Annotated in this window: 20 protein-coding genes; all 20 read left to right on the top strand. The window is 50.2% G+C overall.

Features of this window, described 5'->3' with window-relative positions; genetic code table 11:
- Positions 1-1,389 precede the first annotated feature (1,389 nt).
- The 20 genes from MFFC18_RS10045 (at position 1,390) to MFFC18_RS09960 (ending at position 21,097) form a co-directional block, all read left to right on the top strand.
- Positions 1,390-1,764, top strand: coding sequence for a hypothetical protein (locus MFFC18_RS10045; protein WP_148618788.1), 375 nt, complete (start codon positions 1,390-1,392; stop codon positions 1,762-1,764).
- Positions 1,765-4,142: 2,378 nt separating this feature from the next.
- Positions 4,143-4,580, top strand: a complete 438-nt coding sequence (locus MFFC18_RS10040; protein WP_075082360.1) for a hypothetical protein — start codon at positions 4,143-4,145, stop codon at positions 4,578-4,580.
- A gap of 141 nt (positions 4,581-4,721) precedes the next feature.
- Positions 4,722-5,228, top strand: a complete 507-nt coding sequence (locus MFFC18_RS25805; protein ID WP_084416789.1) for a protein-tyrosine phosphatase family protein — start codon at positions 4,722-4,724, stop codon at positions 5,226-5,228.
- 250 nt (positions 5,229-5,478) lie between these two features.
- On the top strand, positions 5,479-5,763 hold the full coding sequence (locus MFFC18_RS10030; protein ID WP_148618787.1) for a hypothetical protein: 285 nt from the start codon (positions 5,479-5,481) through the stop codon (positions 5,761-5,763).
- Between the two features lie 274 nt (positions 5,764-6,037).
- Positions 6,038-6,322 (top strand): hypothetical protein, encoded by a 285-nt coding sequence (locus MFFC18_RS10025; protein ID WP_075082357.1) that lies wholly within the window; start codon positions 6,038-6,040, stop codon positions 6,320-6,322.
- Positions 6,323-6,560: 238 nt separating this feature from the next.
- A complete protein-coding gene (locus MFFC18_RS24915) occupies positions 6,561-6,995 on the top strand; it encodes a hypothetical protein (protein WP_075082356.1) in 435 nt (144 codons plus the stop codon).
- Positions 6,996-8,158: 1,163 nt separating this feature from the next.
- A complete protein-coding gene (locus tag MFFC18_RS25260; RefSeq protein WP_157665027.1) occupies positions 8,159-8,302 on the top strand; it encodes a hypothetical protein in 144 nt (47 codons plus the stop codon).
- Positions 8,303-8,934: 632 nt separating this feature from the next.
- Positions 8,935-9,477: a hypothetical protein gene (locus MFFC18_RS10020; RefSeq protein ID WP_075082353.1), complete on the top strand. Its 543-nt coding sequence runs from the start codon at positions 8,935-8,937 to the stop codon at positions 9,475-9,477.
- A gap of 278 nt (positions 9,478-9,755) precedes the next feature.
- Positions 9,756-10,226 carry a hypothetical protein gene (locus MFFC18_RS10015; protein WP_075082352.1) on the top strand — a complete coding sequence of 157 codons (471 nt, stop codon included), beginning with the start codon at positions 9,756-9,758 and terminating at the stop codon, positions 10,224-10,226.
- 168 nt (positions 10,227-10,394) lie between these two features.
- Entirely contained in the window at positions 10,395-10,814 is a 420-nt protein-coding gene (locus MFFC18_RS10010) for a hypothetical protein (protein WP_148618786.1), read from the top strand.
- 247 nt (positions 10,815-11,061) lie between these two features.
- Positions 11,062-11,676 carry a hypothetical protein gene (locus tag MFFC18_RS10005; RefSeq protein WP_148618785.1) on the top strand — a complete coding sequence of 205 codons (615 nt, stop codon included), beginning with the start codon at positions 11,062-11,064 and terminating at the stop codon, positions 11,674-11,676.
- 1,199 nt (positions 11,677-12,875) lie between these two features.
- On the top strand, positions 12,876-13,073 hold the full coding sequence (locus tag MFFC18_RS10000; RefSeq protein ID WP_148618784.1) for a hypothetical protein: 198 nt from the start codon (positions 12,876-12,878) through the stop codon (positions 13,071-13,073).
- Positions 13,074-13,325: 252 nt separating this feature from the next.
- Positions 13,326-13,556, top strand: coding sequence for a hypothetical protein (locus MFFC18_RS09995; RefSeq protein ID WP_148618783.1), 231 nt, complete (start codon positions 13,326-13,328; stop codon positions 13,554-13,556).
- A 675-nt stretch (positions 13,557-14,231) separates the two neighbouring features.
- Positions 14,232-15,533 carry an ankyrin repeat domain-containing protein gene (locus MFFC18_RS09990; RefSeq protein ID WP_075085064.1) on the top strand — a complete coding sequence of 434 codons (1,302 nt, stop codon included), beginning with the start codon at positions 14,232-14,234 and terminating at the stop codon, positions 15,531-15,533.
- A gap of 145 nt (positions 15,534-15,678) precedes the next feature.
- Entirely contained in the window at positions 15,679-16,140 is a 462-nt protein-coding gene (locus MFFC18_RS09985; protein ID WP_148618782.1) for a hypothetical protein, read from the top strand.
- Positions 16,141-16,416: 276 nt separating this feature from the next.
- Positions 16,417-16,560, top strand: a complete 144-nt coding sequence (locus MFFC18_RS25800; RefSeq protein WP_157665178.1) for a hypothetical protein — start codon at positions 16,417-16,419, stop codon at positions 16,558-16,560.
- Positions 16,561-16,811: 251 nt separating this feature from the next.
- Positions 16,812-17,756, top strand: a complete 945-nt coding sequence (locus MFFC18_RS09975; protein ID WP_148618780.1) for a hypothetical protein — start codon at positions 16,812-16,814, stop codon at positions 17,754-17,756.
- A 111-nt stretch (positions 17,757-17,867) separates the two neighbouring features.
- Positions 17,868-18,278 (top strand): hypothetical protein, encoded by a 411-nt coding sequence (locus MFFC18_RS09970; protein WP_075085068.1) that lies wholly within the window; start codon positions 17,868-17,870, stop codon positions 18,276-18,278.
- A 792-nt stretch (positions 18,279-19,070) separates the two neighbouring features.
- Positions 19,071-20,390, top strand: a complete 1,320-nt coding sequence (locus MFFC18_RS09965) for a TrkH family potassium uptake protein (RefSeq protein ID WP_162273968.1) — start codon at positions 19,071-19,073, stop codon at positions 20,388-20,390.
- Between the two features lie 311 nt (positions 20,391-20,701).
- Entirely contained in the window at positions 20,702-21,097 is a 396-nt protein-coding gene (locus tag MFFC18_RS09960; protein ID WP_075085071.1) for a hypothetical protein, read from the top strand.
- The last annotated feature ends 93 nt before the right edge of the window (positions 21,098-21,190 follow it).

Genomic DNA, 21,190 nt, shown 5'->3' with positions numbered 1-21,190 from the left:
TTATCCAGACGGAAGACATTCAAAGCGATGGTACTGCCCGGCCCAATTAGCATCGATTTGAGCCCACTTGTAATCGCTGCGATTGGAGGCGTCCAGATTACGTTGATCGGAATCGTGTTTTGCGGAAGTCGGGATTGCAGATTTGGTTTCAAATTTGGCTTGCGTAGGATTCTCGTTTTCCTGATTGCGTCTGCTACACTGTGGACCTTTGGCGGATACTTGCTTGGAGGGCGCCCCGAATTGCCCTGGTCGTTTCTCTAAGGTTACCGTCAAAACCGTTGGTGTGTGCCTGTTCGATTTCAAACGACTCGACCGTTAGGGCAGCGGACAGCAAAACACCCCGCAGTCTGGATAACAATGCGTTGAACCGAAGCGGAGAGGTCGTCACGGTTGGCTTGTCGCCGGATGGTCGCAGGCTCCCATTGTATCCGACTCCATTTTCACTAATTCAAATTTCGTGGTCCGCTCGGTTAACGCGGACGTTATCCTGCGGAGCTATCGCGCGCCGACATGCTGGTGGCATGCAACGAATTGCGGTCAGCAGCACAAAGGCATGCGGCCATTGCAACGGACATGCTCGAAGGCGGTTATGGACACAATGGCAGCAAGCACCTGCAGTACAAATCCGATCGCAGCACTTTGGTTTGGTCAAGTTCGCTCCGACATGCGGTCGACATGCTCGAATCATGTGGCAGAACATGCTCGACTTCGATTGGCCGACTCGTTAGAATTGGAGCACGGCTCCGGCCCGTTGCAGGATAACAAAGCGTTGAACCGAAGCGGAGATGGCTTCGTGGTTGGCAAGTCGCCGGATGGTCGCAAGCTCCCATTGTATCCGACTCCATTTTCACTAATTTACGTTTTCAGGTCCGCTCGGTTAACGCGGACGTTATCCAGCGGAACTATCTTGCGTTGACATGCTCGTGACATGCTCGTGACATGCTCGTGACATGCTCGTGACATGCTCGTGACATGCTCGTGACATGCTCGTGACATGCGAGAAAATGCGGTTGGCAGCGTGATGACATGCAACCCTTGCGCGGAGTCATTCGACAACTGAGCGATGCAGGCGTAAAAGCAGCACGCATTGGCAAAGCCAATCCGATCGACGGCGTTACTCATCCGCAGAATCGCTCTGAAGTGCAATTAGCGTGCTCGAACCATGCGGACGACATGCTCGACTTCGCCGGGGCAGGTCGCTAGAATTGAAAACACTGGGGCCGCACGCGTGGATAACAATGCGTTGAACCGAAGCGGAGAGGCCTTCGCGGTCGTTTTGTCGCCGGATGGTCGCAGGCTCCCATTATATCCGACTCCATTTTCACTAATTCACATTTCTTGGTCCGCTCGGTTAACGCGGACGTTATCCAGACTGACTCCGCTTTTTTGATGTCGATGCAAAGAAATCAATGTTCGTCGCCTGCTCAATCATCAGGCGAAGGCAAAACCGCTTGTCAAAGACTGTGGATGACGTCGCGATCCGTTTTTATCGGGGTTTCCTTTATCTCAGGCTTGCTGACCTTCTACCTTGCTTACGCGGCCGTCCTGCTCTCGCCGGGATATCCAGATGACATTGGTATCATTTGGTTTACCGCTTGGGCATTGGATTCTATAGTGTCCGCCTCAATCGTATGTGCGATTGCCAGTGCTTCTTTCTTTTTCGTTGATCGCGTCAAAGGTCGAAATTACGCAATTCTTGGCTTCATATGCGCGATTGAATTTGAGATAGTATTCCCGTTATTTATTGCATTCTTCGGTGTTTGAGTTAAAAATCTGCCTCAGGTCATCTTCGACCTCGCTCGAACCTTTCCGATACTGAAAGCAGAACCGCCCGCTATCTGGATAACAAAGCGTTGAACCGAAGCGGCGATTTCTTCCCGGTTGGTTTGCCGCCGGATGGTCGCAGGCTCCCATTATATCCGACTCCGGTTTCACTAATTTACATTTCTTGGTCCGCTCGGTTAACGCGGACGTTATCCAGCGGAGCTATCTTGCGTCGACATGATGGTGACATGCAAGAAAATGCGGTTGGCAGCGTGATGACATGCGGCCTTTGCGCGAAAGCACTCGACAACTAATCGAATTTTGGCATAAAGGTAGCAAGTGTTTGCAAAACCAAGCTAATCACGGACGTCATTCATCCGCAAACTCGCACTGACATGCAATTAGCATGCTCGAATCATGCGGACGACGCGCTCGACTTCGCTGGATTAGGTCGCTAGAATTAGGGAACGCTGGGGCTGCACTCGCGGATAACAAAGCGTTGAACCGAAGCGGCGAGGTCTTCGTGGTTGGCAAGTCGCCGGATGGTCGCAGGCTCCCATTGTATCCGACTCCATTTTCACTAATTTACGTTTTCAGGTCCGCTCGGTTAACGCGGACGTTATCCTGCGGAGGCTGTATCGATTTGGCTTCGCAGATGGTGGCTTGCGGGAAGACACAAAACGCCTGAAGTCGCACTCGATCGGTGACGACTTGGCGCTTCTTCACAATTGAACGCGCGCCGACGTGCATTCGATGGTTGACGCTTGGCTCGAGCCAAGGTTCAAACAGATTCAACGATCGTTGCGTCGACATGCGGCAACGCGCACCGACGTGCATTCTACAGGATTGGTTAAACTGAGAAGCCAAAACTCAAACCGATTGAATGATCGTCGCGCCGACGTGCAGATTCCGGGTTTGCATTCGATTCAATGACGGGCAATAATGCAAATGAATCGGCGACGCGTACTCGATCGAAACCGGGATCGTAACGCTAACCGCCGGATAACAAAGCGTTGAACCGAAGCGTCCTACGCGTGAGGGTCGGCCAAGTTGTCGGATGGTCGTGCCTCCCATTGTATCCGACAACAATTTTCACAAACTAAACACTTTCACACGCCTCGGTTAACGCGGGCGTTATCCAACTTGAGTTTTAGATCTGCACCGGCCATGCCCAAACGTTGGAAAAACTATCGCAAAATAGTGGTCGCAGAACTCACTTTCAGGTGGCGGACTGATTTCCACAGTGGCTTTCAACAATTCAGTCGATCGTACGCGGAGTCAGGCAATACGTGGAAACCGGACGAATTACTCGTTCGGCCCGAGGATGAACCTGAGCTCCTTCTCAGGGTAACTTGGCCCGCTTGCACCGCGCCTGCTGCAATCACGCCTCGGCTTGTCGCGACCTATATCGAGTCGGCTATCACAACTGGTTGGCCCACATCTGTGACTTGTTTGGAGATCGAAGGATCAAGTTTACGCCGATCTTGACGCCGGCTTGCCTCGCTTGCGACGAACTCGACTTCGATTGGCCCAGTTGTTAGGATATGGAGAGTGGATCACTCGGCTCGATGGATAACAATGCGTTGAACCGAAGCGTCCAATGCGTTAGGGTTGGCTAGTCGTCGGATGGTCGTACCTCCCATTATATCCGACGACTGTTTTCACAACTTCAACACTTTTCGACGCCTCGGTTAACGCGGGCGTTATCCAGCTTTGGCTTCGATGCTTCAAAATGCAACCAAACTGCTGGCGATCTTGATCATTATTGCCGTGCTCTCCGCACTTGTCAGCGTTCAATTCGAGCGTCGGCCACTTGGTCTTTACTCAGATTTCGGATGGCCTTTTGTCTCGGTAGAAACTGGGCCAAAAATGCGAACGACCAATTCGGGGTTTTGGATCGCTAATGCTACAGTCTGTACGATTCTCGGTTGTAGCGCTGTCGTCGCGCTCCTTGGACTTACTCGCGCAAGTTGCGAATATCAATTCTCAATTGCAACATGCCTTCGGATTATTTTCTCTGTGGCCGTCAGCATCTGGCTATGGCAGTCGCGACTCAACATCTTTCTCGAAATATCTCACTTGATGGGACATCGAACAAATCTGATGATAAATTGGCGTGATTCGAATCCTCCACCAGTCTACATTGCTGCAATTTGGCTATCGTTGTTATCCATGGTATATTGCTCCACACTGGTCGTCGAGAAATGCTTTGCCGCGGCGAATCGCTGGATAACAAAGCGTTGAACCGAAGCGTCCATTGCGTTAGGGTTGGCTAGTCGTCGGATGTCCGCTTCGCTACCATTGTATCCTCCTCCGTTTTCACAACTTCATCACTTTCCGACGCCTCGGTTAACGCGGGCGTTATCCGCCTTAAACCAATGGCTGACGAACCTCAACAGATCTGGGCTGACTACTACGCCCGAATTCGGCGACGTCGTATCGCGGAGGCTGAGTTTATCAATTCGAAGATGTGGACGGATGGCGTGACCAACGACACCGTTCTTGCAATTGATTTCAAACACTTTGGCAACGTTGAATCCGACATCCGTTTACTTGCAAATCAGCTCTCCGAAAACTATTCAATGACTATTTGTTTGTCGGATGATGAAAAAACATGGATCGCCGAAGGCACGACGCGACCGTATGGCGTTGACGGAATGCTTGGCGATCAACTCAAAAACTGGGCTGAATTCATGTGCGATGTGTCAAATTCGTACGCTTGTGTATTCTCAGCGTGGAAATTAACCGACACAGGTCGTAAAATTGCATGGTCTCCTGATAATCTCGACATTGACCCAGAGGCAATCGGCGGATAACAAAGCGTTGAACCGAAGCCGTAAAATCTTCGTGGCCGATCAATCGTCGGATGGTCGTGCCTCCCAATATACCCGACTCAACTAAACAAACTTCAGTCCGTGTTGCCGCGCCTCGGTTAACGCGGGCGTTATCCAGCTTAACTGACGAGGATCAAGCTGTTTCAGATCACCAACAACATTTGGCAAGGCCGATTTGCTGCAGACCGACAGCTGACAAATTTCCAGTTTTTCGGAATAACTCACATTCTAAATGTCAGCGAAACCCCAAGCCAACTTGAACTAAACGAAGGGCCATTCAAAAACATCGTACAGTTTCCGATTCGCGATGGCGTACCGATACCTGTCGATTCAGCAGTGAGTTGCTGCCGAACATTGCATGATTTCTTGTGCGAACCTGACTCAAACATCTATATTCACTGTGTTGCTGGGTGGAATCGTTCACCGACAATCCTTTGGCTTTACTTGATCGCTTGTGGAATCGACGACAACGTGGCGAGGGACATGATTTGTTCGGCCTCCATAGATGCGGTCCCGGCACATCCAAAATTGATAACCCCGTCCCTTACCGATACAATGATCGAATACGGGGCGGCCAACTTCATTCCCCATCCGAGAAACACGGCGATAGAGCGGTTCATCGCGGGATAACAATGCGTTGAACCGAAGCGGAGAGGTCGTCACGGTTGGCTTGTCGCCGGATGGTCGCAGGCTCCCATTATATCCGACTCCAGTTTCACCAATTTACATTTCCCAGGTCCGCTCGGTTAACGCGGACGTTATCCAAACTGAGTTAAACATGCTCTCAAAAATCGTCATGTTCAGTTTGGTGTTTTGCTTAATGCTGCTCGGATGCAACAAGCAGTCTCGGGTTTCAACACCTGCCGAATCGAAAACCCAAGTGTTAAAAAACATTGGGCAACCCGATGATCGGCAGCGAACGCTGGACGGGATTCTGATCATTGGAAACGCTTTGACAGATGAACATGTGCGTGCAATTCGCGTAATAACTGACGCAAAACGGCCTGATGACCAAAATGCGATTCGGAATATCGTTCACGAGGCACCCAACTCTGCATCGAATGCGTGGAAGAACGGAACGCATCAAACCTACCAAAAACTCACTTTTGCCAACGGGCAATGGAAAATCGCCGAAGAGGGTGGCGGATTTGTGCATTCCCAATAACGGCGCTCGACATCGATTGGCTTGGCCGTTAACCTTTCAGGATGCTAGTCGCCCCCGCTGTCTGGATAACAAAGCGTTGAACCGAAGCGTCCAATCCGTTAGGGTAGGCAAGTCGCCGGATGGTCGCAACCTCCCATTGTATCCGGCTCTCGTTTTCACAAACTGAACATTTTGACACGCCTCGGTTAACGCGGGCGTTATCCAGACTGACTTTAAGCTCGCACGTTGCATTGATTCGATGCAGAGTTGAGATTGATCTACTTTGGAATGCTTCATGCACGACTGGATGCTGTATCTAGCAATCACATTCGGTTCCTTGATTTTCTTTGCGCATCTTGTTTGGATGCTTTACTCGCTTCAATACACGCAGGATCGTGATAGACGCCTTGAATGCTTCGGGAAAATCGTGCCCGGTTTGGCTGGAATCTGTATCGTGTTTGCCGCATTGGCTCAAAACCCATTCGTTTCGGTTGCTTTGGGATTGGCTGGCGGTATCGTCCTGATCCTTGGCCGCGCGGTCTACGAATTGATTGTCTTTGGGGGAAACGGGGATCAGTAGTTCGCCGGTCGCGTAACATCTCGGCAGAAGAAATACTCGACTTCGCAGATTCAAACCGCTATCATAGAGCTCATGCAAACCAACCGGCTGTCTGGATAACAAAACGTTGAACCGAAGCGTCCTAATCGTTAGGGTTGGCCAAGTCGTCGGGTGGTCGTACCTCCCATTATACCCGACGACCGTTTTCACGAATTCAAACCTATTCGACGCCTCGGTTAACGTGGGCGTTATCCAGCGAATGAAATCAACGATCGCAATATTGGTTACCTTGCTGGTACTTCAGCTTGGCTGTGACGACAACCTGGATCATCGAACTAAAAATGTGAATGAGAAAAATAGCGTAAACACTGACTTTACTTCGAAGGCTTCGAAACGGTTTTCAAATCAACAATGGACGACGATTGCCGTGGATGTCTCGAAAATCCAGATTGCCGCATCACACACACTAGATCTCCACGGGCACGAGGGCTGCGACTACAGAGTCCGCGTAAATGGGACTGCAACAGGTCGAGTCGTCATTGAAACAAACTCAGACCGCGTTACCGTCGGGCCAGGCAAATTCACTGAACTCTTCGATGAAAAGGCTGAATCATGGTTTGGCACGGTTCTAATTCGGCCAAAAACGGTGCAGCGAGGATCTTTAACCATAGAATATCAACCAACACACAGGTGATCGGCGATGGGGCCGTGCAGCACACAACACTCTCAAACTCATTTGTTTCACTTGATGGAACTCCAAAGCGATTCACCCAGCTGCTGGATAACAAGGCGTTGAACCGAAGCGTCCACAGCGTCGAGGATGGCCAAGTCGTCGGATGGTCGTACCTCCCATTATATCCGACGACTGTTTTTACAACTTCAAACCTTTTCGACACCTCGGTTAACGCGGGCGTTATCCAGCTTGAGTTTTCCAATGCAACGTCGCAACTTGGAATCCGAACTTCGCCGACATCTCGATGAAAATGATTGCGATGTCGCCCATTCAAATCCTAAATCTGCGCTCGATTTGGTCGCCGGTTTCTATCGTATCGCTAGATTCGAGAATTGTGATCTTGATAACGACGGTGACATGCTGCTGTTCCAATGGGGCGTGAACGATTTGGGTGACGGAGAATTTTTTGACGTTGATTTCACCCGCCAATTGATCGATGGCTCAAACGACGAGAACCTAATTACGCAAGTGTCGTACCGTTTTAGGTATCGCGCGACTGACCAATTTCGATCGATTGAATCTGGCAATGTTTGGTGCGAACACATCGATTTGATAAACCGGTTTTCAGATGACGTACGTGCATCGCGAACGTTTCAGCTCGCAAATCGAATGACGCAATCAAAAATTGATATCAGAACTACGATGTCGCGCTAAAGAAATACTCGACTTCGATTGTTCAAGCCAATAGAATTGCCCTGCGAGTCAATCCGCTGGCTGGATAACAAAGCGTTGAACCGAAGCGGAGAGGCCTTCCCGGTTGGCTTGTCGCCGGATGGTCGCAGGCTCCCATTATATCCGACTCCATTTTCACCAATTCACATTTCTCGGTCCGCTCGGTTAACGCGGACGTTATCCAGCCAGCGAAGGAAGTCATGCGTAGGCCCAAATACTCCATACTAGTTCTTGTTGGACTAACGAGTTTGTTGGCAGGCTTCCTTGCCCCATACGCGCACGTAAAATCTAAGCTTAACAGTCGTCATCACGCGCTGAGGATTTTGGAGGATTCGGGATGTGACGTTTCATATGAATTGCCGAAGTCGCCGAGTATTTGGTGCTCCATCTTTGGTTGGCGATATGACCTGCGTCACAAATGGATACGAATTGACCCTGGATGCCAACTTTCAATGCCAGAATTGGCAGAGCAAACGAGACGACTCCCAGAGCTTCAAGGAGTACTGTTCAAACTTGGGGCAATTTCAGATGTTGAAATTGACGAACTTCACCGGTTGCTTCCTGACATTGAGGTCGCGGGAGTAATCTACAAATAATCTGCGAATCAGCCGTACAACGGATGCATCCAAGTGCTCGACTTCCAACGACAATGTCTTTAAAATTGGGGAGTGTTACGGTTGACTGCTGGATAACAAATCGTTGAACCGAAGCGGAGAGGTCTTCGTGGTTGGTTTGTCGCCGGATGGTCGTACCTCCCATTGTATCCGACTCCAGTTTCACTAATTCACATTTTCAGGTCCGCTCGGTTAACGCGGACGTTATCCAGCTTAGGTTGGAAAATCAATCAATCAGGGAGCCCCACAAGCAGCCCTAGGCGCTCGGCACATGCTTTACAAGATCACACAAACCCTAACCACTGTATTTCTCGCTTCCACCGTCCTGTCTATTGTCATTCCACGCGACTATGGAATCTATCTGCTTGGAATCTCTGCTATTTGCCTGGCACTGCTCATTATTTTCGGTGCACTGATTTTTGTAGGACCGAAACGGTGGAGGGAAACAAATTGAGTTTCAAGATCCGATGCTGGAGGCTAGTCATAGCGGTACTAGCTCGACTGCGACGGGTTGATTTGCTAGGATATCGACAGCAGATCAATCGGCGAGCTGGATAACAAAGCGTTGAACCGAAGCCGCGTTTTCCGCTGTGCCAACATCGTTCCGCGGATGATTGGCTGACGCCAATTTTATCATCCGCTCCACTCACTACATACCTTTCTCCCGCGTCTCGGTTAACGCGGGCGTTATCCAACAATTGTTATCAGGCGGACCAATCAAAGTAAATCCGTACTCGACCCCAGAAGCCAAATCGTCGGAGCAACGCTCGACGGGAGTGCCTGAGCGTAAACGCAGTTGGATGCCCATTTGGTTCGGCGTTTTTATCGTAGGAACCGCATGGGGCACAGCGTTCTGGTTGTTTAATGCATGGCTCAACACTCCGCAGTATTTCTATTCCCCAACCATTTCAGCGCATTTCATATGGACGGCCATGCCTGCTGCTGTTGTGGGATACCTGCGGTTTTCATGCTTCGCTCCTCTAGCTGCTGGAGTTTACGTCGGGGCCTTTTTGCTGCATCTTCCAGCGATGCAACCTGATCCATTGGTTCCGCTTGGCCTAATTCTTGGGATTCCGGCTGTATTTATCTTTTCTTTGATCGGTGCTTGCATTGGCTTTTTGATAAGGGAGTCGGTAAACGCTGTCCGAGTCAACTAGCGAGAACCTATACGGCAACTTGCTCGACTTCGATTGGCTAAGTCGCTAGAATATCGCGTACGATTCACTCGGCAAGTTGGATAACAATGCGTTGAACCGAAGCGGAGATGGCTTCGTGGTTGGTTTGTCGCCGGATGGTCGCAGGCTCCCATTGTATCCGACTCCATTTTCACTAATTTACGTTTTCAGGTCCGCTCGGTTAACGCGGACGTTATCCAGACTGAGGCTCTCTCAATACGTTGCAGACTCGACGGTTCAATCTTTCGACATTGCTCCTAATGTTAACCATTGTTGTGTTGGCCACAGGTTGGATGGCTGACCGGACCATCCATTTCCGCAGGGCTGAGGAAGTTCTAGACAGAAACACATTTGGCGCGGGCCGGTTCTCTCAGACGTGGACAAGCATTCATGCTGCTCGTGCATATCGAGACGCCTCTCCATCAGAATTGAAGTTGTATTTCAAGTCCGAACTGTTCGGTTGCATCCAAAACACGTGGCGTTACCATGATCGAATCGATGCTGTGACTGACGACGCTTGGTCTGCCATCCGTCTGGCGAACGAATCCATGAAACTTCTTGAATGCAAAACACCGGATGATTTTTTTGCATTTGCGGTCGATTTCCTCCCTGACGAAAATGACGGTCTGTTTCCAGAACTGCACGACACAGACAGCGAACAACACAAATCCTTGCGAAAATTCTTAGAAGCTGCATTGCTTGAGGAAAATGAGATACAATGGGGACCGTAATGGCGGATCGTCTGGATAACAAAGCGTTGAACCGAAGCGTCCATTGCGTTAGGGTTTGGCCAGTCGTCGGATGGTCGCGGGCTCCCATTGTATCCGACTCCAATTTTCACAACTTCAACACGTTTCGACGCCTCGGTTAACGCGGGCGTTATCCAGCCAGGGAAATTCATGACTCGACATGCTTCTATTCTCTCTATGGTTCTCTGTGTGCTCGCAGGCTTTTGTGCAGCCCAGCTTGGTGATTTGTGGGGAGAGCAAAGGGATATCGCGGTCTTGAAAGCCAAAAGAGTTATGCTGTTGCAAGAGCGCGCAGGAATTTACGACGAGCTTTTCGCGCGCGGTGCAATATCGGCTGTCGATCTTGCTGCACCAAAGATTGAGCTTATTCGGGTGCAAATCGAATATGCAAAGAACAATGACGATCGCCGAAAACTATACGACAAATGGCTGAAACATCACGACGCATTGATTCGAGCTGCAGAATTGTTGGAAAAAGCCCCAGTTGCAATGTCACGATCCAAGAGTGAACAACTGAAATTAAAGGCAGAACGCCTTCGAATTGAGATTGAACGTGAGTCACTTGATTGACGTTTTTCCGAGACAACCAATGTAAATATTCTCGACCTCGTTCATTCAAGCCGATAGAATTGACAATCTGTCATTCGGCTGCTGGATAACAAAGCGTTGAACCGAAGCCGCGTTTTCCGCCGTGCGAACATCGTTCCGCGGATGACTGGCTAACGCCAATTTTATCATCCGCTCCACTCACTACATACCTTTTACCCGCGTCTCGGTTAACGCGGGCGTTATCCAGCTTGGGCGCAAGCAATAAATCATGCCGTTCAAACATTCAGGCGCACGTTGGGCATCCTTGATGCAACAACTTGATTTTGGCGAGGCTCACGAAACAGTTGTCTCATACCTCAAGTTCGAAGGCGCTCGCCCTGCCTCTGAAGCCGCACACAGATCGAGAAACTGGGCTCGTGACACGTGTCCGCGTGCACTGGGTGTTGAAGAATACCGGATGGCCATTGATGATATGCTCGACCGCGGATTGCTATGCGTGATCGACGAATACTGGCTGCGAGAGATTGAGAATTTTATCGTTGAACCGGATGCTATTGGCCCAATCGAAATCCTTCCTCCCACGGGAACATTGCAATACTCGATAAAACTTGTGAGGCAATTCGATGCCTTTTGGCAATCCGTGGGGGGACGTCGTCCGCCTATCTATCAGCCACATTACCGCACAGATCAATCAATTGATGTATACTCTGGGAATCCACCAGGCTGCTTGCAATTTATTTCCGATTCAGGAATGGTGGAGAAACGGTATGTCAATAATGCATGGCATCCTGTTAAATGTGGGCAATGGCGAGGATACTGGTGGGGCATGTACGACTATGGATTTGTGCTTTCCATTCCGCACGAATGCAGGATCGCTGGATAACAAAGCGTTGAACCGAAGCCGCGTTTTCCGCTGTGCGAACATCGTTCCGCGGATGATTGGCTAACGCCAATTTTATCATCCGCTCCACTCACTACATACCTTTCTCCCGCGTCTCGGTTAACGCGGGCGTTATCCTGCGGAACTATCGCGCGCCGACATACTCGTGAAATGCAACTTGCTTGCGACGAATGCGGCCTTCGCGACCAACATGCGGGAATTGCGGGACTCAGGTCAGCAAGCATTGGCAGAGCGTACGGGACTGGGGGTACCTCGATCGCCAAACTCAATCTGACATGCAGAAGGCATGCAAGCTCGATGCGGTCGGACATTCTCGACTTCGATTGGCAGAGTTGCTAGGATATAGAGAGCGACTGACTCGACTCGCCGGATAACAAAGCGTTGAACCGAAGCGGAGAGGCCTTTTCGGTTGGTCTGTCGCCGGATGGTCGCAAGCTCCCATTATATCCGACTCCGTTTTCACTAGATTACATTACTTGGTCCGCTCGGTTAACGCGGGCGTTGTCCAGCATAGCCGCCTCTACCCGATAGCCGAAATGGACATGGTTGGCGAATTACCACTCTCAAGAGATTTCATATTTTCTGTCTGGACACTATTGCCAGTCTTTCTCGGCATGGCGGTTGTCGGTTACGCCTTAAATAGCCGCAAAGGGGCATTGATAACTTTGGCGATTACCTTGATTGTCTCAGGCCTTGTTTCTGCCCCCATGAATCGTCGAATGGGCATAGATCTGAATGTTTATTTACCACGACTGCTTTTCGCGGCCTCCACATGTGCCATAGTCTGTTTCACGATCTTGGCTTGCCAGAAAAAAACGGCTAGTCGAAACGGATTCTCCCTATGGCAATTAATGTGCTGCACTACTGGAACTTCGGCAATAATGGCAATCTGGGCTATTTCGTCCAGCTGGAATCCTGGACTCCGATAAAATTGGCCGTCAGAATTGCCTACAATGGCTGATTGATCGCCGGATAACAAAGCGTTGAACCGAAGCGGATAGGCCTTCGTGGTTGGCCAGTCGCCGGATGGTCGTTCCTCCCATTATATCCGACTCCAGTTTCACTAACTTCCATTTTCAGGTCCGCTCGGTTAACGCGTACGTTATCCAACTTGGGTTGGAGTGCGCGGACAGCTACAGGCTATACAGCTCAGACTCTTTTGTATTGATGGTAATCAAACCGTGAATTTACCAAGCGACGAAGACGAATTGGAAAGGCGGGAGCAGCGCGAAGCCAACCGATTTCTTGGCTTTTGGTTCCTTGGTTGGGTGATCGTGTTTCCGATTTGCGGCTACTTTCTCGGTGGCGTAGTCGCTGCTGTCATCTTTCTTGGCCTCGGCTTTTTTGTACATGCTGGGATGTGGCACCTGTTCGATTGATCTCAGCGAACATGCTGTGTCGACGAGTCACGCGTTTGGACATGCTCGACTTCGATGGGTTGATTTGCTAGGATGTGGAGACCGCATTACTCGGCGTGTTGGATAACAATGCGTTGAACCGAAGCGTCCATTGCGTTGGGGTTGGCCAGTCGCCGGATGGTCGCAGGCTCCCATTGTATCCGACTCCTATTTTCACGAATTTAAACCTTTTCGACGCCTCGGTTAACGCGGGCGTTATCCAGCGGAACTATCTTGCGCCGATATGCTCGTGGCATGCGAGAGAATGCAGTTGGCAGCGTGATGACATGCAGCCTTTGCGCGGACATATTCGAGAACTGGGCGAATGCAGGCGCAAAGGCAGCACGCATTGGCAAAGTCAATCCGATCGAAGGCGTCATTCATCCGCAAACTCGCTCTGACGTGCAATTAACATGCTCGAATCATGCGGACGACGTGCTCGACTTCGCCGGGGCAGGTCGCTAGAATTAAGGAACGCTGGTGCCGGACACGCGGATAACAATGCGTTGAACCGAAGCGGAGATGGCTTCGTGGTTGGTTTGTCGCCGGATGGTCGCAGACTCCCATTATATCCGACTCCAGTTTCACCAATTTACATTTCTTGGTCCGCTCGGTTAACGCGGACGTTATCCAACGTAGTTGGAGTGCGCGGCTGACATACTCGCACAGGCGGTCAACGGACTCGGAAATGCAGTCTGACATGCTGATATTGCAGTCGGCTTGCCGGTCACGTCCAGATCGTCGGCAGTTCGGAACGCTCAATGTCCACGATCAGGCTTTTTCGACACAGCAATCACGCTGACGAAATTACCGCGTCACTGGAGTTCGTCACATCGATCGGCATTCTATTGAAGCGAGAACGCAATTCAGGCGACTGCGCATGCTGTCGTCAGGATCGAGACAAACTCGACTTCGATTGGCAGAGTCGCTAGAATATCGGAAGCGATTCATCCGGCGCGTTGGATAACAATGCGTTGAACCGAAGCGGAGATGGCTGCGTGGTTGGTTTGTCGCCGGATGGTCGCAGGCTCCCATTGTATCCGGCTCCAGTTTCACTAATTCACATTACTTGGTCCGCTCGGTTAACGCGGACGTTATCCAGACTGATCAACACTAAATCACCATCGCAAGTTTCAGTAAATGATTCGAATTCCATTTTTGCTTTTTGCGTTTTTTGTCAATGCTACCTGTAGCGCCCAGTCGCCGCATACCTTGCTTTGGACTGGGGATAAGGCAAACGCTAAGATCGCTCTTCTGAAGATGAAAGAGGATCCTTCCTGGATCCATCGCTTAGATGGCGACAAGCGTACTCCACTGCATATTGCTGCTCGATTTGGGTACGTCGATGTGGTTTCTTGGCTCCTTGAAAACGGTGCCGACGTTAACGCCGAAGCCTATAACAAATTCACGCCTTTGCACTTAACAACAAATCCTGGAATTGCTGAACTCATTCTAGAAAAGAAACCCGACATGGGTCTACGCTCGGCTCACGGTCAAACACCGCTTCAAAGAGCCATTGCCGAACTCAGGCATCTTCGCAGCATTGACGAGGACGTCCCAGATGTAAAAAAGGACATTGAGCACCTGGAAACATTAGTCGGGTTATATGTTGATTTCATGGGTGAAAACATCGATTTGGTCTCGGCCATTCGACTCGGCCATTCAGACCAAGTTTCGCGCATGTTGATGCAGACACCATCCAAAGCAGATGGAAACGCATATGGCCGAACACCACTCAGGGAGGCCGCCGCTTGGGGGCAACTTGAAATATGCAAACTACTTGTGAATAAATACAGGGCAAAAGTAAATGACTTCGAACGCGGCCAAGGGGAGCCGATAATCATATCCGCATTGCCGCATCCGGAAATCGTGAGGCTGTTGATTGAAAATGGGGCTGATCTGGAAACGCGGATAACAAGTCCATCCGGGCGTGGAGACATCGGTGATGAGGCAACGGCACTGCATTTTGCGGCTGCTTATGGCCACCCCGAGTCAATCAAATACTTGATAGACGCTGGCGTTCCTATTTTCGTAAGCACTCGTGATGTTCTGAGTGGAACAAATTTTGACCAAATGGCATTCGACGTAGCCATTCAGTTCGGGCGATTGGACAATCTCAAGGCGCTCTTGGGGAATAATAAATATGGAGATGCCTTACGTGCAAAACCAAAGTTCCTTGATCGTGCGATACTTTATGTAGTTGGCGGTGACTCGGATCCTTCCGAGATGTTAGTCGTTCTGAGAAAAAACGGGGCAAATCTCCGGGCGGTCGACGACGCCGGAAATACGCCCCTTCATATAGCCGCAAAGGCTAACTCAAAATCTGCAATTCGCTACCTCTTAAGGCATGGTTGCGAGCAGACAAGAAACAAGGACAAGCAATTTCCTTACGAATTAACGACAGATCCTGAAGTGAAGTCGTTACTTCTGCAGTCTGGATAACAAAGCGTTGAACCGAAGCGTCCATTTCGTTAGGGTTGGTTGGTCGTCGGATGTCCGCTTCGCTACCATTGTATCCTCCTCCGTTTTCACAACTTCAACACTTTCACACGCCTCGGTTAACGTGGGCGTTATCCGGCTCAAACACATGAATCGAATTTCTCTCCGTTCGATGTTCGCTTTGGTCGGGGTGATCGCGTTGGTTATCTGTTTTCGTCACCAGCTAGTCCGATACCTAGTTTTTGACTTGGCTGGGATCTTTACCGCACTTGGCATGCTAATATTTTCAATCGTCATACCAATTCACTCGGTTCCCTTGCGAAAATCAATTGCGTGGACTATCGCGTTTACTTTTGCCCTAGTCTCGGTCACTGCAATTTGGTGTCTCATGCGCTGCTTTGCCTTTGCGGATATGACTTATCCACGTGAATTTCCGCATCCAGATTGCCTAGTGGAAACTGCTCGACATATGTTTGGATGGGACGGCGATCAGCCAAATCCACAGGCGTTCGATGGCACAACAACTTTGTTTTTGCTTGCAGCATTGTTATCATGGATGGCCGGATGCTTTTTTGTGAGAGCTGGCCTCAATCCACCAAACGCCGGATAACAATGTGATGCACGCGAAGCCGGTCTTGCGCGTGGTTTAGAAGTGGTGAATCACTCGTCCCGGCTCGGTGATCACGGACGTTATCCCGCATAATCCTAGAGTGATCGGACTACGTTGAACATGACGCAGCGGAACTCAGTTAGGGACGAACTTCGTCGTTTCACAATGTTTTGCGGGGCAGTCTTCTTGTCAATTTTTAGTTTCCTGGCCATTGCTGTCATTGCACACAACGTGACAGCCGTATCTTCCTCTGCTGCACTTAGCGTGGACACAGGAATGACGAAGTCTGAAGTGGTGGAAATACTTGGCGAACCTCATCAGATTGACAGGCACAACGCTTGGCACTACAGCGTTCATGGTTGCAGCGACATGCTTCACGTGTACTTCAAGGGTGGCAAAGTCGAATCCGCCAATTTTTGACCACGAGGACATGCTCGACTTCGTTGTTTCGAGTCGATAAAATGTCTGCGCCTCCTGGATCGACTGCGGGATAACAATGCGTTGAACCGAAGCGTCCACAGCGATAGGGCGAGCCAGTCGCCGGATGGTCGCAGGCTCCCATTGTATCCGACTCCTATTTTCACAAATTTACACCTTTCGACGCCTCGGTTAACGCGGGCGTTATGTCGCTAAGCCTCATGATTCATATGTCGATTCGACCATTCATTTGCTTGATTCTGATTCTGGCGCTGGCTGGTTGCACAAATCAACAAACCTCGGATTCAACTGCGGAATCTACACTTCAGGACGTTTCGGCACTTGCTAACAACGAGCACGAAGAACCTAGCGCCCAAATTGAACGATATATCCACGAGCTTGGTGATTCGAAATTTCTTGCCAAACATGATCTGTACCGCAAGTTTTTTGAAATTGCGAAGGAAGATGTCTTGAACACATTGGTGAAACATGAAAACGATTCTGTCGCCGTTCAATCTGCTTGGGAAATCGCAGTTCGAACGATTCCCGTTGATGGAGAAAACCGGCCATACAAACCTGATCGGGAAAAGACACGGTTGTTTTTGAAAACGCTGGAAAACAGATTCCAAACACAGGTTCCGAAGTGGTGGCGAGATGTCGTAATGAATTGTGGTGCAAACAGTCGCTTTAGCATTTACTCGGGCGATCCTAAGGTGGATCCCTATCACACGGTCTTAACGGATGAAAGAAATGGCTGGCCACTGATTGAATGTCCGGCTGGCGATCAATTCATTGAGACAAGCGGTGGATTTCAATACAAAACAGCAGGCGATGAAATTCTGCTGCCGAAATCAATGTTTGATTCTCACCGAACCAATTCCGGGAAGATTTCTGGGCACGTTACTGGTGCATTTTCGGATTCATCCTTCTATGTCGCGTTTCATCGGAATGGTGGCCGTCCATTCGATTTGACTTGCATCGACAGGATGACCGGAGATATCAAATGGGTGTCAACAGTATGTGGGTCGAGCGGGAACACAATTGGTTCTTATTTGGGTGACCCTACAACTTGGGCTACCATCGAGATTGGTGACAACAATAGACTGGTCATCTACGGTGCATGCCCGCACGGTTTTTTTGCACACTCATTTGACCAGACCGATGGCAAAACACTTGCCGAATTTTCAGATGGTTACTGATAAATCGCGACATAACAATGGGTTGCACACGGAGCCGCGGGCCGCGCGGATTTCAATGTGTAGTCGTTCTCCGCGGCCCGGTGAACCCTGCCGTTATCCAGCTCGGGTGCTATGCTGACAGACGATACTCTGATTGCCGCTACCGAACGAAACACCAGTGATTCCGCTGCGTTGCTGATTGTCATTTTGGTGGTTGCAATGATCGGCAAAACTTTCATTCTCAGGAAGTTTGAGAAAGACAGGGCAATCACGACCTTTGCGATACTGATCGCAGCATCAACCTTAATTCTATGGCTGATTTATCCTGATCCACAAAGCCAGCATGTCGAACCCGCCGTAAAATACGTCGGCTTGCCAGTTCTTGTTTTTGGCGTGCCAGTCATCTCGTTCCTTTCGTACATTCTCACAGACACGAAACCGATCAGTTTCTCAATCCAAGACTTCGCGGAAATCCTTTTCATTCCGGTTTGGTTCGTATTATGCAACGCCATAATGTTTGCGTTGAACTGGATCTGGATATAGTATTTACAGGAATTACGCGCACGACCATCGACATTTTGCGGATGCTACAAGCCTAGGCAGCGTCGTCGATCACTCAACCGCAGGATAACAAAGCGTTGAACCGAAGCGTCCTAATCGCTACGGTCGGTCAAGTCGTCGGATGGTCGTACCTCCCATTGTATCCGACGACCGTTTTCACAACTTCAAACCTTTTTGACGCCTCGGTTAACGTGGGCGTTATCCTGCGGAAGCTTTATCGAATTGGCTTCGCAGATGGTGGCTTGAGTGTAGACCTTGCACGTTCGAAGTCGCACTCGATCGAAAGCGTTTTGGTAGTTCGTCAAACTCCAACGCGCGCCGACGTGTACTCTGTCTGGCTTGGGCAAAACGGATTGGCAGCTCAAACCGGTTCAACGATCGTTGCGTCGACATGCGGCAACGCGCTACGACGTGCATTTTGCCGTTTCACCGTCAGAGAAACGGAACGCTCAAAACGATTCAATGATCGTCGCGCCGACGTGCAAATGCTGTGTTTGCATTTCCTTCGATGGCGAGCAATAATGCAAACTCACCGGCAACGCGTCCTCGATCGAAACCGAGCTCGGGACGCTATTCGCCGGATAACAAAGCGTTGAACCGAAGCCGCGTTTTACGCTGTGCGAACGTCGTTCCGCGGATGATGCTCGTGCCTCGCATTGTATCATCCGCTACACTCACTACATACCTTTTCGCCGCGTCTCGGTTAACGCGGCCGTTATCCGACTTATTCTTGCGTGCTTTTTTGGCAGCGGTGCTATCGAAGCTTCACTGGCATTGAACACCCCGGAACGAATTAAATTGAAGCACATTCATCCACTCAAAGCGTTGCTAATCGGATACCTAGGCTATATTGGTCTCGGCTGGATTCTTCTTTGCCTTCCTTGGAGTCAAGGCAGCGGTCAAGTCGGCCCGTTGGACCACCTATTCACAGCGACCTCTGCCGTCAGCACGACTGGGCTGGCGACGGTTGGAACATCCAACAGCTACTCCTTTTTCGGCCAAATCGTGATACTTGCATTAATCCAGATGGGTGGCATCGGATACATGACCCTTGGGTCGTTCATTCTATTGGCAAGAAACCGCGAATTGCCGGCGGCTCGAAAGAACGTTGCTCGCTGGGCATTTGTATTGCCCGAAGGTTTTAATGTTGTTCATTTCGTCCGGAACGTGGTTCTGTTTACTTTCGCAATTGAATTTCTCGGAGCCCTCGGATTGTTTTTTGCATTTCGTTCCGCAGGGGTAGAAAACGCGATTTGGCAAGCCATATTTCACTCGGTTAGCGCGTTCTGCACTGCAGGATTTAGCTTGTTCCCAGATAGCCTTGAACAGTTTTCGACAAACTTTTGGGTTCTCTCTATTGTCGCGATGCTGAGTGTTTCTGGTGCAACAGGGTTTCTGGTCATGAGTGACCTCTTTGGCTCACTATCCGGCAAACGAGATCGAGTAACTTTGACGACTCGAATCATTCTACATGCGACCGGATGGATGATCGTCGTGGGGTGGATAGGCCTATTCCTGCTCGAACCGAGTTATCGCAATTTATCGAATGAGGATCGCGTGCTGGCTTCCGGATTTCAAGCCATGTCCGCCCTGACAACCGTCGGTTTCAACTCAACATCGATTCCAACATTTGCACACGCGCCGGTGTTCCTGCTGCTGCTGATGATGATTCTTGGCGCGTCGCCTTCCGGAACCGGTGGCGGACTTAAGTCAACATCAGTATCCGCTGCATTGGCCACCGTGTGGAGTACATTGAAGGGGCGATCCAACGTCACTTTTTGGGGTTGTGAAGTCCCCGCTCACCGACTGACGATGGCTTTCTCTTCAGTTGTTTTTTATGTCATTATTTTCTTCGCTGGCGGACTCGTCCTCCTTTGTCTTCAGCCAGAACCAATGGCAGACGTTCTATTTGAAGCCGCATCTGCCTTGGGAACGGTTGGGCTATCTCGCGGCATCACCGGGGATTTAACGCCGCTCTCGAAGTTTGTAGTAATTGCGTTAATGTTCATTGGGCGAATCGGTCCAATCACATTTGGTCTGGCTCTTTTCTCGGGTGAGTCAAAGCCATTGGAAATGGAGGATTTGGCAGTCTGAAGCATTCTAGATCGAGTGAACTTGCGGCATGTTCTGGTTGGGAAATTGTTCGTGATTCACTCAGAGTTGCGGATAACAAAGCCGTGAACCGGAGCACTCATTCACGCGGCAATTGAAACCAAAGTCGTCCGTTCGTACCCGGTTACGGCAGGCGTTATCCCGCTTACCCAATAGGCGATAAAAACTGTTACAAACAACATCAAACCGACGCTTTTGCCAAATTCGACATTGGCGATTTCCGAGAATCACCCGATAAAATAGAAACGGCCGTATCCAAAGCTAATTCCACTTTTCAATTCGTAGAGGTCTACATGCGATTCAACTTGAAACGAACATTGTGCGCCACACTGGCCTGTGCAGTCTGTACGCTCGCGTTCTTTGCGATCCAGTACTCGCAAATCGAGTCACCGCGAGTCGCCAGTGCCGCCGAATCTAGCCTCGCAAATGCAGTTGCGACCCTGCCGCTCGGCTCATCGGCACCTGAAACTGAAAAACACATCGGATCTCATCCCGACTCAACGGTTGACGAAGATGCCATTCTGGTTAACCCTTCGTGCATGTACGATGCGTCGAGCGCCCAAGGCCTCGCAATTGCCGAACCACAACCGTTTACATTTCGCAAATGGAAGCGTGGAGATCTGAATGTATCCCTTGCCTTCGCATCCGATGGGAAGATCGCCGCAAAACTTATCTGGCTCGACAATTAGGGCCCCGCAGAATCGACTGGTTTGCCGACCGCACTCCGCGGGATAACAAAGCGTTGAACCGAAGCCGCGTTTTCCGCTGTGCGAACATCGTTC

This window comes from Mariniblastus fucicola, from assembly GCF_008087665.1.
GTDB lineage: Bacteria > Planctomycetota > Planctomycetia > Pirellulales > Pirellulaceae > Mariniblastus > Mariniblastus fucicola.
This window is presented reverse-complemented; position numbering and strand designations above follow the sequence as displayed.